Origin of the sequence: Actinoplanes sp. CA-030573, from assembly GCF_050951115.1 — a bacterium.
In the GTDB taxonomy this organism is placed as follows: Bacteria; Actinomycetota; Actinomycetes; order Mycobacteriales; family Micromonosporaceae; genus Actinoplanes.
Map to the genome: position 1 here is coordinate 50,380 of NZ_CP192038.1, position 14,669 is coordinate 65,048.

Genomic DNA, 14,669 nt, shown 5'->3' on the forward strand with positions numbered 1-14,669 from the left:
CAACGTCTGGGGATGTCTTGACCGCGCCCGCCGTACCGGCCCCCTCGCCCTCTTCCACGGGCGAGATGTCGCGTATCCCGGGAATGAAGACCCACCGCAACGCCGAGCTGGGAATGCTCGCGTTCGCCATGATCCTGGTGGCGATCTACGCCGCGACCGTCGAGGCGAACCAGTTCGGCACGATCCACACCACGTTCTGGATCCCGGCGGCGCTGCTCGGCGCGCTGTTCCTGGGCCTGCACTTCGTGGTGCGGTTCACGGCGCCGTACGCCGACCCGGTCCTGATCCCGGCGGTCGCCCTGATCAACGGCCTCGGCGTCGCCTTCCTGCGCCGGCTCGACATCGCCCGGGCGATCTCCCAGAAACAGGACATCCCCGGTGTCTTCGCCGGTACGGGTGGCCGGCAGCTCGCCTGGACGCTGGGCGCGCTGATCCTGGCCGCGGTGCTGCTGCTGGTGGTGCGCGATCACAAGGTGGTCTCCCGGTACGCGTACACCCTGGGTCTGGTCGGCATCGTGCTCGTGATGATCCCGGCCGTGCTGCCCAGCAGCCTCTCCGAGGTCAACGGCGCGAAGCTGTGGATCAAGCTGGGCGCGTTCTCGATCCAGCCCGGTGAGTTCGCGAAGCTGGCGCTGGTCTCGTTCTTCGCCTACTACCTGGTGCGCAAGCGCGAGGTGCTGTCGCTGGCGAGCAAGCGGTTCCTCGGCATCGACTTCCCCCGCGGCCGCGACCTCGGCCCGGTCGTCACCGTCTGGCTGCTCAGCCTCCTGGTCCTGGTCTTCGAGAAGGACCTGGGCACGGCGCTGCTGTACTTCGGCCTGTTCGTGGTGACCCTCTACGTGGCGACCGAGCGGGCCAGCTGGCTGATCATCGGCCTGCTGCTGTTCTTCGGCGGCGTCTACACGGCGTACCTGCTGGGTGACGCGGTCGGCGGCCCGTTCGCCAACTTCTACGACCGGGCGTCGATCTGGCTCGACCCGTTCGCGCGGGCCAACTACGACCGGGTCGGCGGCAGCTATCAGCTCGTGCAGGGCCTGCTCGCGCTCGGCACCGGCGGGCTGTTCGGCTCCGGGCCGGGCGCCGGCTCCCCCGGTCTGGTGCCCGAGGTGCGCACCGACTTCATCTTCGCGGGCATGGGCGAGGAGATCGGCCTGTTCGGCCTGGCCGCCCTGCTCGTCTGCTACCTGCTGATCGTCGAGCGCGGCCTGCGGGCGGCCCTCGGCGTACGCGACTCGTTCGGCAAGCTCGTCGCCGGCGGCCTCGCGTTCACCCTCGGTTTGCAGGTCTTCGTCATCCTGGGTGGCATCACCGGACTGATTCCGCTCACGGGCCAGACCACACCGTTCCTCTCGGCGGGTGGTTCCTCGTTGATGGCGAACTGGCTGCTGGTCGCGATGCTGCTGCGGATCTCCAACGCGGCGCGCGGCCCGGCGAACAGTGGCGGCGGCGGCGACCGCCCAGGCCCCGGACCGAAGAAGGCACCCACCCAGCTGCACGGCGCCATGACGGAGGTGATCAAGCCGTGAACGCACCCCTGCGACGGGCCGGCGTGGTCATCCTCGTCCTGTTCGGCCTGCTCTTCGCGAACTTGAACTGGGTCCAGGCGTACAAGGCCGACGACTACCGCACCAGCGACTACAACGGCCGCGTGGTCGTCGCCCAGTACAAACGCCCGCGCGGCGTGATCGAGGCGGACGGCAAGGCGCTGGCCGAGAGCAAGGCCACCGACGACGAGCTGACCTACCTGCGGACGTACCCCAAGAAGCAGGCGTACGCGCCGGTCATCGGCTACCGCCCGGTCAACCTGGGCGCCACCGGGATCGAGAACAGCGAGGACGACTTCCTCTCCGGGGAGAGCGACAAGCTCTTCGCCGACCGGGTGAAGGACATGTTCACCGGCAACAACACCGGCGGCGGCAACGTCATCCTCTCGCTGAGCACGGCGGCGCAGGACACGGCCTACAAGGAGATCATCAACAACGAGCGCGGCGTCACCAAGGGGGCGGCGGTCGCGATCGACCCGCGCACGGGCGCGGTGCAGGCCATGGTCTCGATGCCGAGCTACGACCCGAACCCGCTGGCCAGCCACGACGTGAAGGCGGCCGCCGCGGCGTACCAGAAGCTCCTGAAGGACAAGGACAACCCGCTGCTGAACCGGGCCACCCAGGAGACGCTGCCGCCCGGCTCGACGATGAAGACGATCATCTCGGCGGCGGCCCTCACCGACGGTCTCAAGCCGTCGGACGAGATCCCGGCCGGCTCGATCTACCGGGAGAGCGGCGCGGTCATCCGCAACGACGCCGACGAGGTCTGCCCGTCCGACCAGGTCACCCTCAAGGAGGCGCTGACCGAGAGCTGCAACACCGGTTACGCGAAGCTCGGCGTCAAGCTCGGCCGCGACAAGGTCGTCAACATGGCCAAGGCGTTCGGCTTCGAGGACGAGAAGCTGACCGTCGGCAACCTCGAGGGCGACGGCCTGCCGGTCGCGGCCAGCCGCACCGGCGCGATCGCGAACCCGGACGGCAGCGTCGACAAGGGAGCGCTGGCGCAGTCCTCGATCGGCCAGCGCGACGTGCGGATGACCCCGATGCAGGGCGCGCTGATCGCCGCGACGGTCGCAAACGGCGGCAAGCAGATGCGCCCGTACCTGGTGCAGAAGCTGCTCAGCCCGGATCGGCGGACGATCTACAGCGCCACTCCGAAGACGCTGCGCACGCCGATCACCTCGAGCGTCGCGAGCGACCTCAAGGACATGATGGTCAGCGTCGTCGAGAACGGCACCGGCAAGAAGGCCCGGATCAGCGGGTTCGAGGTCGGCGGCAAGACCGGTACGGCACAGAACGCGGTCGGCGCGGACCCGCACGGGTGGTTCATCGGCTTCGCCTTCAACGACAAGGGTGAACCCGTCTCCGCGGTCTGCGTCATGCTGGAGAACGTGCCTGGCAGCCACGCCAGCGGCGAGGCCGCCCGGATCGCCGGGCTCATCATGAAGGCCGCGGCCGGAAAAGGGGACTGAATGATCAGCCCTGGGGTGACCCTCGGCGGCCGCTATCGCCTCGACGAGCGGATCGCCGGCGGTGGGATGGGCGACGTGTGGCGCGGCACCGACGAGGTGCTGGGCCGGACGGTCGCCGTCAAGATCCTGCTGCCGGCGCTGCTGGACGAGCCGGGCTTCGCCGAGCGGTTCCGGGGCGAGGCGCGCACCATGGCCACGATCAACCACCCCGGGGTCGTCGACGTCTACGACTACAGCAGCGACGAGCAGCTCGCGTTCCTGGTCATGGAGTACGTGGAGGGCGACGCGCTCTCCCGCACGCTGAGCCGGGTCGGCCGGCTGACCCCGGCGCGCACGATGGCGCTGATCGCCCAGGCGGCGGACGCGCTGCAGGCGGCGCACGCGAACGGCATCATCCACCGCGACGTCAAACCCGGCAATCTTCTCGTACGCCCCAACGGCACCCTCGTGCTCACCGACTTCGGCATCGCCCGTTCGGCGCTGGTGGGCCAGCTGACGGTCGCCGGCTCGGTGCTGGGGACGGCCTCCTACATCTCGCCCGAGCAGGCCTCCGGCGACGTCGCCACGCCGGCCTCCGACGTGTACGCGCTCGGCGTCGTCGCGTACCAGTGCCTCTCCGGCCACCGGCCCTTCGACGGCGCCACGCCGATCGAGATCGCGATGAAGCACGTACGCGAGACGCCGCGCCCGCTGCCCGCCGACATCCCGCCGTCGGTGCGCGTCATCGTGGAACGTGCCCTGGCCAAGGACCCGGCCGCCCGCTGGCCGTCGGCCTCGGCGATGGCGGCGGTGGCCCGTCAGGCCGCGCAGGCACTGGCCGCGACCGGCCAGCAGCCGGCCGGCCAGCCCGTCCGCGCCGCCGGCCCGGTCAGCCCGGCGCCGCGGCCGCCGTCCGGCCCGCCGATGGCCGGCGTCTCCGGCTCGCCGGTCACGGGCACCGCACGACCTCCGTACCCGCCGGTGCCGCGACCCGTCTCGGGTGCCCGCGGTGCCGCCTCGGTACCCTCGGGACCGCCGGTTCAGCCCCAGCAGCCGTACCGGCCACCGTACGCGCCGGTCCAGCCGGCGCCGGCCGCCAAGCCGGAGAGCTCGGCCGGACGGCAGGTGCTGATCGTGCTGGCCGTGGTCCTCGCACTGCTCGTTCTGCTCTGTGCCGGGGTCATCTCATTCCTCTACAAGCAGGGCAAGCAGAACAGCGGTAATGGCGCACTGGGCCGGCCCGCCTCCGGGGCGGTCGTCCACTTGGGCGCCGCCAGCGGTGAACCGTTGGCGGCGTCGTACCGTCTAACCAGACAGGCGGGCGTCAACCCCGGCTGGACCCGAGCTAACGAAGGACGACAGACGCTATGACGGCGCAGGCCCGCCTGCTCGGTGGCAGGTATCAGGTCGGCGAGCTTTTGGGCTACGGCGGCATGGCCGAGGTGCACCGGGGGCGCGACCTCCGGCTCGGCCGCGACGTGGCCATCAAGATGCTGCGTACCGACCTGGCCCGCGACGCTACCTTCCAGGAGCGGTTCCGGCGCGAGGCGCAGAACTCGGCGGCGCTCAACCACCCGGCGATCGTCGCCGTCTACGACACCGGCGAGGAGATCTCCTCGACCGGTGAGAAGCTGCCGTTCATCGTCATGGAGTTCGTCAACGGACGGACCCTCAAGGAGGTCCTGGCCGAGGAGCAGCGTCTCCAGCCGCGCCGGGCCCTCGAGATCATCGCCGACATCTGCGCCGCTCTGGAGTTCAGCCACCGGCACGGGATCATCCACCGGGACATCAAGCCCGGCAACGTGATGATCACGCAGAACGGCCAGGTCAAGGTCATGGACTTCGGCATCGCCCGGGCCCTGGCCAGCGGCGCCACCACGATGACGCAGACCAGCGCCGTGATCGGCACCGCCCAGTACCTGTCACCCGAGCAGGCGCGGGGCGAGGCGGTCGACGCGCGCTCCGATGTGTACGCGGCCGGCTGTGTCCTGTTCGAGCTGCTGGTCGGCCACCCGCCGTTCGTCGGCGACAGCCCGGTCAGCGTGGCGTACCAGCACGTCCGGGAGGACCCGCGGGCGCCCAGCGAGATCAGCCCGGACGTGCCGCGGGACGTCGACGCGATCGTGCTCAAGGCGCTCGCCAAGAACCCGATGAACCGCTACCAGAGCGCCCAGGAGATGCGGGCCGACGCCCTGCGTGCCGTCTCCGGCCGCCCGGTGATGGCCACCCCGGTGATGAGCCAGGCCGAGACCATGGCGCTGCAGAACCAGCAGGCCACCCGGCAGTGGCAGCCGCAGGCCGCCACCACCATGCAGCGCCCGGTCGGCGGCATGCCGCCGCGCCCGCCGGAGAAACGCTCGTCGTCGTGGGTGATGGCGGTGCTGGCCGGCCTCGGCGTGCTGGTCGTGGTCGTGCTCGGCGTCGCGCTTGCCATGTCGCGCAACGGCGACAAGGGCAACGACAACACGAACACGCCGACCACCGCCACCGCGGTCATGCCCAACCTGGTCGGCAAGAGCGACGACGACGCCCGGAAGCTGCTCGACCAGCAGAAGTTCACCAACGTGCAGCCCGACGCCCCGCGCACCGGCGAGGACTGCGACGGCAAGGTCGTCAAGCAGGACCCGGCGCCCAACTCCACGATCCCGGTGGACCAGGAAGTCTCGTACCAGCTCTGCAACGCGCCGGACAAGGTCTCGGTGCCGACCGGCCTGGTCGGCGGCACCAAGGACAACGCCGAGCAGCAGCTGAAGGCGGCCGGGCTCGACGTGAAGTTCAAGTCGGTGTCGAGCGACAAGCCGCTGGACACGGTCGTCAACGTGACGAACGCGGGCGAGAAGGTGCCGCCGGGCACCACGATCACGGTGAGCATCTCCAAGGAGAACCGGGTCAAGATGCCGGACGTGGTCAACAAGACCGAGGACGTCGCCCAGGCCCTGCTCGACCAGGCCGGCTCGTTCAACGTCAGCACCAACCGGGTGAGCGATCCGACCAAGCAGCCGGGCACGGTCATCGACCAGAACCCGAAGGCGGGAACCACCGTCGAGAAGGGCGCCCCGGTCACGATCACGGTGGTGGACGACGGAGGTCAGCCCAGTGGCGACCCGTCGCCGACCGACACCGAGACGCCGGGCAACGGCAATGGCGGCGGCGGTGGCGGTCAGGTCATCGACCAGGCCACCGGCATCATCCGCCGGGACTGACTAGGCCGTCGCAAACGCCGCTCGCCGCCGGGCCTCGACCTCGGCGGCCAGCGGCGGCGCCTTCTCCAGCGCGGTGGGCAGGCCGCAGGAGGCCAGCCAGTTCGCCAGCATGGTGTGGCCGCCCTCGGTGAGCACCGACTCCGGGTGGAACTGCACGCCCTCGATCGGCAGCGTGCGGTGCCGCATGGCCATCACGACGCCGGACTCGGTGCGGCCGGTCACCTCGATCTCGTCGGGCAGCGTCTCGGGCACGACGGCCAGCGAGTGGTACCGGGTGGCCGTGAACGGATCGGGCAGACCCGCCAGCACGCCCTGACCGGTGTGCCGGACCTCGGACGTCTTGCCGTGCAGCAGCTCGGGCGCGCGCGTCACCGTGGCGCCGAACGCCGCGCCGATGGCCTGATGCCCGAGACAAACCCCAAACATCGGGACTTCTCCGGCGTACGCGCGAATGACGTCCAGCATGATGCCGGCGCGTTCCGGCGTGCCCGGCCCCGGCGAAAGCAGAATCCCCGCGGCGCCGAAGGTGCCGACGTCGGCCACCCCGATCTCGTCGTTGCGCCGCACCTCGCACTCCGCGCCGAGCTGGCCGAGGTATTGCACGAGGTTGAAGACGAACGAGTCGTAGTTGTCGATCACAAGGATGCGCACGTCAGTCACCTGGGAGAACGTTGCCGTCGGAGGTCGTCCTCGTCGCCTTGGGCAGCTTGAAGGAGGCCGACGGGTGAGGGGCGTTGGATTCGGTGCTGTAGGGGACCTCGTCCGGACCGTTGTCGCTGTCTGAGGAGATCACGTTCGGGTCCTCCTGGGCCGGGCCCTGCTCGGTGCCCGAGCCGACCTGGACGTCGTCGAACGGGAGCAGCGGCGTGGCCCAGGGGAAGACCACGTACCAGAGCAGCGCGACGGTGGCCGCGATGAGACCGATCGAGCCGGTCAGCTTGCCCCAGAGGCCGAACGGGAGCTTGCGCCAGATCCAGGCGTACATCGCCTACGCCTTCGTCTTCATCTCGGCCGGCATGCCGGCGTCGGGCAGGGCCTGGTTGCGCGGCGTCTTGGAGGCCAACTCGGCGTGCACGACGAGCCGCTCGTAGTTGTTGAACTTCGGGTTGCAGGTCGTCAACGTGAGCAGCGCCTTCGTCGGCTTGACGCCGGGCTTGTCGGGCACCGGGGCGACCACCTCGACGGCGCTCGGCTTGACCACCTCGTGGCCGTAGACCTTGTAGACGTACCAGAAATCCTTGGTCTCCACGCCGATGACATCGCCCGGCTGCAGTTCGTCGATCCGCCAGAAGATCTTGCGAATCCGGTGGCCGGCCACCGAGAAGTTGCCGATGGCGCCGGGTTTGGCGGTGTCCGGGTAGTGGCCGGGCGCGTACTTGATGTCCTGCGGCCGGACACCGTCGACGACGACCCACTCCTTGTCGAGCTTCGGAATGTAGAGCCGGCCGACCAGGCTGTTGCCGGGCGCGGCCGGCCCCTGCGCCGTGGGCGCCGTGGTCGGGCCGACGGTCGGGTCGTTCCACTCCTGGTCGAGCTCGTTGGTCAGGGCGTTCTGCTCGTCCTGCACCTTGGCCGAGTTGCCGAAGACCTCGTAGCCCGCGAACAGCAGGATGATCAGCCCGAACGTGATCATCAGCTCGCCCGAGATCCGGACGCCGGAGCGGATCCGGGAGCCGAGCGTCGGGCGGGTGAGCTCGGAGTACACGCTCTTGTAGCCCTCGCCGGTTTGCTCCGGACGCAGCTTGACCACTCGCTCGCCACGCTTCCGGGCGTCGTCGCCGGCGTCGACCGGCTCCGGGACATGATCGGGCCCACCCGGGCGGACCGGTGGCGCGGCGGCGGCGCCGAGCACGACGTTGGGGTCGGCGCCGGCCTTGGCGGCAGCGGCCTTGGCGGCCTTGCCGGGAACGGCCGACATCAGAGCGGTGTGCTCCTTGAGCGACTGCGGCGCGGCGGCGCGAGGGCTCACGGCGGGGAGGATTCCGGTGGGAGCGTCGGGCGTACGGATGACAGCAGTCTCGCTGGGATCCGACGGGCTGGTCGGGAGAGCGTCGCGCGCCGCCGGGCTGGTGGGGAACGTCGTTCGAGCCGCCGGACCGGCCGGGAAGGCGTCCCCGGCGGGTGATGCGCTGCGGACCTCCGGGCTAGCGGGATACCCGTTCTGCGCGGCTTGCCCCATGGAGTGGCCGTTCTGGGCAGCGTGGCCGTTTTGGGCGGCGTGGCCGTTGTGAGTCGCGAAGCCGTTCTGGGCCGCATAGCCGTTCTCGGTCGCGTGGCCAATCTGGGTTGCGTGGCCGTTTTGGGCTGTATAGCCGTTTTGGGTCGCGTGGCCGTTTTGGGCCGCGTAGCCGTTCTGCGTGGCCGGGAAGGCCGCCGCCGAGCCGCCGCTTTGGGTGGCCGCGGGGATGGAGGCGGTGGTCGCCGGCGATGGATACCCCGGCGCGTAGCCGTTGACCTGAGGACGCCCGTTGGCCTCCTGCGGCGTTCCGAGCCGGGCGGCATAGCCGTTGGTGGGGGCGCCGCCGTTCACGGGCGTGGCGGTGCTCTCCCGGCGCGACATTTCGGGCGGAAAGACCGGCTGCCGCTGCGAGGCCGGCGCCGCGGCCGCGTCCTTGCCCTTCGCGAAGAAGTCGAACGACTGGTTCGCGGTCGGCGTGGGAGCGGCCGGCTCCGGATCCCGTAGGCGAGCCGCCGCGGCCGCCGCATGCACGTCAGCAACCGGATCGGAGGTCGCGGGATAGGCGGATTCGGTCGGGGCGACCGACCCGTTGGCCGTAGCCGGACCGGCGGCCGCGGGTCGTCCGAGCTTCTCGCGCATGGCAGCCATCCGCTGCTCAGCGGCGGCGTCGGTGCCGAGGATCGCCGTCTCAGACGCCGACGACGGCGCCGAGGACGGCGCCGAGGACGGCGCCGAGGACGACGCCGCGGCCGGCGGCGTCGCGGCTGGCGGCGGCGCGGGCGTAGTGGCGGGCCGAGCGCCCGGCGCCGCGGGCGAGCCCGGAATCGGCGCGCCCGTCCCAGTTCCCCAGGCGGCCGGCGCGGCGCCGCCCGGGGCGCCTGGCGTGGCTGCCCAGGTGGCCGGGCTGGATGGCGCCGAGGGTGCGGCGGGGCCGGGGGCGCCTGGCGTGGCTGCCCAGGTGGCCGGGCTGGATGGCGCCGAGGGTGCGGCGGGGCCGGGGGCGCCTGGCGTGGCTGCCCAGGTGGCCGGGCTGGATGGCGCCGAGGGTGCGGCGGGGCCGGGGGCGCCTGGCGTGGCTGCCCAGGTGGCCGGGCTGGATGGCGCCGAGGGTGCGGCGGGGCCGGGGGCGCCTGGCGTGGCTGCCCAGGTGGCCGGGCTGGATGGCGCCGAGGGTGCGGCGGGGCCCGGGGCGCCTGGCGTGGCTGCCCAGGACGCCGGGCTGGAAGGCGCTGCAGGTGCTGCCGGAGGTGGAACCGGCGTGGCCGCGCGGGCGACGGGTGCTGCGGGTCCGGCAGGTGTCGCGGGCGGCGGAACGGGGGTGGCTGCGCGGGCGATGGGAGCTGCGGGTCCGGCAGGTGTCGCGGGCGGCGGAACGGGGGTGGCTGCGCGGGCGATGGGAGCTGCGGGTCCGGCAGGCGTCGCGGGCGGCGGGACAGGAGTAGCCGCGCGGGCGATGGGAGCTGCGGGTCCGGCAGGCGTCGCGGGCGGCGGGACAGGAGTAGCCGCGCGGGCGACCGGAGCCGCCGGGCCGACGGGCGGCGGTGGCGGGACCGGGGTGGCCGCTCGTGCACCGAAAGCCGGCGGCGCAGCAGGCATCGTGCCGGACGGAAGGGGACCGGCAGCGGACATGGGCCGAGGCGGTGCGGCGGCGGGCGGCGCGGTAGCCGACGAGGGCGCGGGCGGTGCGGCCGCCGACATAGGCGCAGGTGGCGCGGCCGCCGACATAGGCGCAGGTGGCGCGGCCGCCGACATAGGCGCAGGCGGCGCGGTGGCGGTGGTCGGTGGCGCAGGCGCAGGCATGGCGGCGGGCGCTGCGGGCTGGGGCGGCGGGGTCACGGGCGAGCTGCCGAGGCCGACGGAAGGCGCGAGTGGGCCGCCGGGGACGCCGTCGGGGGAGGCGTCTGTGATCCGCGGGATGTAGGCCGTCTGGGCGTCACCGTCGGGTGCGCGGTGGCGGCCCGAATTGAGGCCCGCGGGCTGGTTCTCCGACTCCGACGCCATTACTCGGCAACCCGAGCGGATCGGAGGTCACTCGACCCGTCGTACGCCCGCACAGTCACGTTCCCTTCGACGGTTTCCGTATAGCCGAGGCCGAAGTCGGCGACGGCATCGCGGAACTGCTGGACTCCCTCCGCGGATTCCAACGCGCGATGCATCGCTGTGGGTTCGCCAATCGCCGTGATCTTGAAAGGTGGTGAGAAGACCTGGCCGTGAAGTAGCAGCGTGTTGCCGACACAGCGTACCGCGCTGGTGGAGATGACGCGGACATCCATGATCGACATTGCCTCGGCCCCACCTGCCCAGAGGGCGTTCACGACCGCCTGAACGTCACCCTGGTGGACGACGAGATCGTCGTTGTCGGGGGCGTTCGGGCCGAGATCGGTGCCGCGCCGCGGCGAATCGTTGAGGCTGACCGTTATGCCCGGACCGTGCAGTGCGGTGAAGCCGGCCGTGGCCCGCAGCGCGTCGGCTCGTTCCCGGGCCTGCTTGACCGGCGAGTCGACCTCGGCGAGCCGGGCCGTGTCCTGATCGACCTCGGCCCGCAGCTTGGCGGCCGTCTTCTCCCGGGCGTCCAGCCGCACCCGCTTGTCGGCGATCAGCTGGGCCAGCTGCGGCCGGCGGTCGTCCCGCAGCTGGGTGCCATCGGCCGTACGCGCCGAAGTGGTGAACAGCAACCCCGCGGCCAGCGCGATCAGGGGAACGCCGACCGACCACCCGCGAGTCCGCTGTGCGCCCCGGCGTGGCCGCAGGCCACCGAGGGCGCGTCGCAGCACGAGCCGCCACGAAGGCGCGCCGGTCGTGTACTCCACCTTTGATCCCTCCGAAGGCGAATTTGACCCGCCGGGCATTTTCCTCGCCTGGCGGGTGCCTGTCTGCGCGTCGCCTTGACTACGCTAGCTGTCGAACAGTATTCGCCACGGGCAGCAATCGGGGCATCCCGAGCCGCTCAGCGGTGGGTTGTTCACCACTTGTTGCCCTTCAGGAGAGCACCGTGCCGAAGTCTCAGGTTCGCAAGAAGAAGGTCTACACCCCGCCGACGGATGTCCGTCCGGCGGTCGCGGCCGCGTCCAAGAAGCCGAGTCCCACGTGGCTGCCGATCACGGCGGTGACGCTGATCGTCGTCGGCATCGCCTGGCTCGTCGTCTACTACCTGTCCTCGCAGAAGTGGCCGGTGGAGTCCTGGTCGTACTGGAATCTCGCGGTCGGCTTCGGCTGCATGGTCGCCTCGCTCGGCATCCTGTCGCGCTGGCGTTGAGCCGCGATGCCCGCTTGACGCGGGTAGTGTGATCTTCGTCCGAATTGAGCGCATCCCGCGCCGGTAGCGGGGTGCGCTCTTCGGCTGACAGGTGCGTGGTTCGCGAAGGCCACTCGTACCGCGGCGTGCGGCCATCGATTACTCGTGGGTAACATAGCGCCGACAGCGGGAAAAGGAGGCACAGCGTGGGGATCGCGCAGATCATCGCCACCGTCCTGGCGGGCGCCGTCACGATCACGGCCGTCGTGCTGGCGGTGCGGGCCGTCCTGACGATCACCTCGGTGATCCGGAGGGGCCAGCCGGCGCCCGAGCGCTTCACCGACAAGGGTGCCCGCACCACGACCATGCTGCGGGAGACCCTCGGTCACACCCGCATGCTCAAGTGGTCGGCGATCGGTGCGGCGCACTGGTTCGTGATGGTCTCCTTCATGATCCTGTTCCTGCTGGTCCTGGAGGCCTACTTCGAGGTCGTCGACCCCGAGGGCGGGTTGCCGATCATCGGCGGCTGGCTGCCGTACGGGTTGGTCACGGAGTGGATCGGCATCCTCGGCCTGGCCGGGATCCTGTATCTGATCTTCGTCCGGCAAAAGGCGATCCGATCCAAACGGAGCAGGTTCCTCGGCTCGACGATGTGGCAGGCGTACTTCGTCGAGGCCGTGATCCTCGGCGTGCTGATCTGCGGATTCCTGATCCGGGGCTTCAAGGTCGCCAACGACACCTTCGAGTTCCCCGCCTGGGCCACGCCGCTGTCGCACGCGGTGGGCTCGGTCCTGCCCGAAGCCGAGGACGGCCCGACCTGGGTCGCGCTGGTCAAGCTGCTCATCTCGATGGGCTGGCTGATCACCATCGGGCTCAACCCGACCATGGGCGTGGCCTGGCACCGCTTCCTGGCGTTCTTCAACATCTTCTTCAAGCGCAGCCCGGAGAAGCCGGCCGGTTCCGGCCTCGGCGCGCTGCGGCCGATGACGAGCGGGGGCAAGCCGCTCGACTTCGAGGAGGCCGACCCGGAGAAGGACCAGTTCGGCGTGGCCCAGGTCGAGCAGTTCACCTGGAAGGGCCTGCTCGACTTCTCCACCTGCACCGAGTGCGGCCGCTGCCAGTCGCAGTGCCCGGCCTGGAACACCGGCAAGCCGCTGTCGCCGAAGCTCCTGGTGCTCAGCCTGCGCGACCACGCGTACGCGAAGGCCCCGTACCTGCTCGCCGGTGGTGGTAAGGATTTGACCGGCGAGGAGAAGGCGACCGAGGCCCAGCTCGCCCACCTGGACGTGCTGTCGCTGGCCGAGGGCAACCGCCCGCTGATCGGCGGTGAACAGGAGCAGGGCGTCATCGACCCCGACGTGCTCTGGTCCTGCACCACCTGCGGTGCCTGCGTCGAGCAGTGCCCGGTCGACATCGAGCACGTCGACCACATCGTCGACATGCGCCGCTACCAGGTGCTGATCGAGTCGAGCTTCCCCTCCGAGGCCGGCGTCATGCTGCGCAACCTGGAGAACAAGGGCAACCCGTGGGGCGCGCCGCAGAACACCCGGGAGGACTGGACCAAGGGTCTGGACTTCGAGGTGCCGCGGGTCGGCGAGAAGGACGACTTCGAGTACCTGTTCTGGGTCGGTTGCGCCGGCGCGTTCGAGGACCGGGCCAAGAAGACCACCCGCGCGGTGGCCAAGCTGCTGCACGAGGCCGGCGTCGACTACGCGATCCTGGGCGAGGGCGAGACGTGTACGGGTGACCCCGCGCGCCGGATCGGCAACGAGTTCGTCTTCCAGATGCTCGCCCAGCAGAACGTCGAGACCCTGCAGGAGGCGAAGGTCAAGAAGATTGTCGCCACCTGCCCGCACTGCTTCAACACCCTCGGCAACGAGTACGAGCAGCTCGGTCTCAAGGTCGAGGTCGTGCACCACACCCAGCTGCTGGCCCACCTGGTCGCCACCGGCAAGCTGACCCCGGTGCAGAAGATCGACGGCGACGTCACCTACCACGACCCCTGCTACCTGGGCCGGCACAACCGGGTCTTCGACGCTCCCCGCGAGGTCCTCGGCGAGGCGGCCAACGTCATCGAGATGCCGCGCAACCAGGAACGCTCCTTCTGCTGCGGCGCCGGCGGTGCCCGCATGTGGATGGAGGAGAAGATCGGCAAGCGCATCAACATCGAGCGCACCGAGGAGGCGCTGTCGACCGGCGCCAAGACCATCGCGGTCGGCTGCCCGTTCTGCTACACGATGATCGGCGACGGCGTCACGGCCAAGGCCGAGCAGGAGAACGTCGAGGTCGTCGACGTCGCGACGGTCCTGCTGCGGTCGCTCAAACAGGAGGTCTAGGCCGAAGATCCGGCGGTCGCCGCGGTGGTCGAGGCGATGATCGCGACCATCACGGCGGCCTGGATCTCCTCGATCGTCTTGCGCACGGCCTCGGCCGCCCACGCGCCCTCGCCGATCTCCTTGAGGCGGGTCTTCACCCGCTTCCGGTCCACTCCGGCGAGGATCTTCCGGTCCAGCTCGGTGGCGGCGATCAAAGCGCACAAGGCGGCCGTACGCGGCTCGACCGCCCCCGTCCCGAGGACGGCGGCCCGGATCCGCTCGCGCGCCTCGGCCTCCACCGCCGGGACTTCGCCGCTCGCCGGTGGGTACTTGGTGCGCGGGAAAACCCAGAGCACCCGGTCCTTCTCCACGGTCAGCACGCCGTCGGCCACCAGCTTCTCCAGGATGCGGGGCCGTGCCTGCTTGGACAGCTTCGTCACCCAGTGACCGGGTTTGCGGGGCTTGTCGGCCGCGATCCGGGCCAGGCCATCGTCAGCGAGCGCGTCCCCGATCGGACCCCGGTCGATGACGACCACGCGCTTGTCCTCGATGTCGACCCGCCGGGCGAGCGCCAGCTCGAGCAGGATCGCCCCGCCCAGGCCGTTGTCGAGGCGAGTGCCGTCGGTCAGCGGGGTGCCGTCCTCGTCGTACGCCAGAAGCAGGAACTCCTCGGCAATGCTCATGCCCCGACGGTAGCGGGTGACGGTATCCCTTCCGCGGTGATATGGGCCCCGTGCTCACC

12 protein-coding genes are annotated in these 14,669 nt (G+C 70.7%); 7 read left to right on the forward strand and 5 right to left on the reverse strand.

Annotated elements, in window-relative coordinates:
- Window positions 1-17 precede the first annotated feature (17 nt).
- Genes ACQP2F_RS00250 through pknB form a run of 4 tightly spaced genes read left to right on the forward strand, consistent with a single transcriptional unit; the run spans window position 18 to window position 6,198 of the window.
- Window positions 18-1,526 carry an FtsW/RodA/SpoVE family cell cycle protein gene (locus ACQP2F_RS00250; RefSeq protein WP_433299602.1) on the forward strand — a complete coding sequence of 503 codons (1,509 nt, stop codon included), beginning with the start codon at window positions 18-20 and terminating at the stop codon, window positions 1,524-1,526.
- Window positions 1,523-3,016: a peptidoglycan D,D-transpeptidase FtsI family protein gene (locus tag ACQP2F_RS00255; protein WP_433299604.1), complete on the forward strand. Its 1,494-nt coding sequence runs from the start codon at window positions 1,523-1,525 to the stop codon at window positions 3,014-3,016. Before ACQP2F_RS00250 ends, ACQP2F_RS00255 begins: the two co-directional genes overlap by 4 nt.
- The gene (locus ACQP2F_RS00260) at window positions 3,017-4,366 is read left to right on the forward strand and encodes a serine/threonine-protein kinase (protein ID WP_433299606.1); all 1,350 of its coding nucleotides are present in this window, start codon (window positions 3,017-3,019) and stop codon (window positions 4,364-4,366) included.
- A complete protein-coding gene (pknB, locus tag ACQP2F_RS00265) occupies window positions 4,363-6,198 on the forward strand; it encodes a Stk1 family PASTA domain-containing Ser/Thr kinase (protein WP_433299608.1) in 1,836 nt (611 codons plus the stop codon). Before ACQP2F_RS00260 ends, pknB begins: the two co-directional genes overlap by 4 nt.
- Here pknB and ACQP2F_RS00270 read toward each other — a convergent pair whose 3' ends face one another.
- The 3 genes from ACQP2F_RS00270 to ACQP2F_RS00280 are packed head-to-tail and all read right to left on the reverse strand — an operon-like array spanning window position 6,199 to window position 9,016.
- On the reverse strand, window positions 6,199-6,849 hold the full coding sequence (locus tag ACQP2F_RS00270) for an aminodeoxychorismate/anthranilate synthase component II (RefSeq protein ID WP_433299610.1): 651 nt from the start codon (window positions 6,847-6,849) through the stop codon (window positions 6,199-6,201).
- A 1-nt stretch (window position 6,850) separates the two neighbouring features.
- Window positions 6,851-7,183: a hypothetical protein gene (locus ACQP2F_RS00275; protein ID WP_433299612.1), complete on the reverse strand. Its 333-nt coding sequence runs from the start codon at window positions 7,181-7,183 to the stop codon at window positions 6,851-6,853.
- A 3-nt stretch (window positions 7,184-7,186) separates the two neighbouring features.
- Window positions 7,187-9,016 (reverse strand): class E sortase, encoded by a 1,830-nt coding sequence (locus tag ACQP2F_RS00280; protein ID WP_433299614.1) that lies wholly within the window; start codon window positions 9,014-9,016, stop codon window positions 7,187-7,189.
- A 521-nt stretch (window positions 9,017-9,537) separates the two neighbouring features.
- On the opposite strand from ACQP2F_RS00280, the gene ACQP2F_RS00285 reads away from it, so the two are divergent.
- The gene (locus tag ACQP2F_RS00285) at window positions 9,538-9,819 is read left to right on the forward strand and encodes a hypothetical protein (protein WP_433299616.1); all 282 of its coding nucleotides are present in this window, start codon (window positions 9,538-9,540) and stop codon (window positions 9,817-9,819) included.
- 558 nt (window positions 9,820-10,377) lie between these two features.
- On the opposite strand, the gene ACQP2F_RS00290 is transcribed toward ACQP2F_RS00285, so the two are convergent.
- Entirely contained in the window at window positions 10,378-11,187 is an 810-nt protein-coding gene (locus ACQP2F_RS00290; RefSeq protein WP_433299618.1) for a DUF881 domain-containing protein, read from the reverse strand.
- A gap of 182 nt (window positions 11,188-11,369) precedes the next feature.
- Here ACQP2F_RS00290 and ACQP2F_RS00295 point away from each other — a divergent pair, with 182 nt between their 5' ends.
- Both ACQP2F_RS00295 and ACQP2F_RS00300 read left to right on the forward strand, forming a co-directional pair.
- On the forward strand, window positions 11,370-11,633 hold the full coding sequence (locus ACQP2F_RS00295; RefSeq protein WP_378975669.1) for a cell division protein CrgA: 264 nt from the start codon (window positions 11,370-11,372) through the stop codon (window positions 11,631-11,633).
- Between the two features lie 185 nt (window positions 11,634-11,818).
- Entirely contained in the window at window positions 11,819-13,948 is a 2,130-nt protein-coding gene (locus ACQP2F_RS00300; RefSeq protein ID WP_433299620.1) for a (Fe-S)-binding protein, read from the forward strand.
- Here ACQP2F_RS00300 and ACQP2F_RS00305 read toward each other — a convergent pair.
- Window positions 13,945-14,610: a GOLPH3/VPS74 family protein gene (locus tag ACQP2F_RS00305; protein WP_433299622.1), complete on the reverse strand. Its 666-nt coding sequence runs from the start codon at window positions 14,608-14,610 to the stop codon at window positions 13,945-13,947. The two genes, ACQP2F_RS00300 and ACQP2F_RS00305, sit on opposite strands and share 4 nt — an antisense overlap.
- Window positions 14,611-14,669: the final 59 nt, after the last annotated feature.

What these genes read in the sequence shown, in the direction of transcription:
- ACQP2F_RS00305 (WP_433299622.1), bottom strand. Translation starts at nt 14,610, where the DNA reads ATGAGCATTGCCGAGGAGTTCCTGCTTCTGGCGTACGACGAGGACGGC.
- ACQP2F_RS00280 (WP_433299614.1), bottom strand. Translation starts at nt 9,016, where the DNA reads ATGCGCGAGAAGCTCGGACGACCCGCGGCCGCCGGTCCGGCTACGGCC.
- ACQP2F_RS00285 (WP_433299616.1), top strand. Translation starts at nt 9,538, where the DNA reads ATGGCGCCGAGGGTGCGGCGGGGCCCGGGGCGCCTGGCGTGGCTGCCC.
- ACQP2F_RS00275 (WP_433299612.1), bottom strand. Translation starts at nt 7,183, where the DNA reads ATGTACGCCTGGATCTGGCGCAAGCTCCCGTTCGGCCTCTGGGGCAAG.
- pknB (WP_433299608.1), top strand. Translation starts at nt 4,363, where the DNA reads ATGACGGCGCAGGCCCGCCTGCTCGGTGGCAGGTATCAGGTCGGCGAG.
- ACQP2F_RS00260 (WP_433299606.1), top strand. Translation starts at nt 3,017, where the DNA reads ATGATCAGCCCTGGGGTGACCCTCGGCGGCCGCTATCGCCTCGACGAG.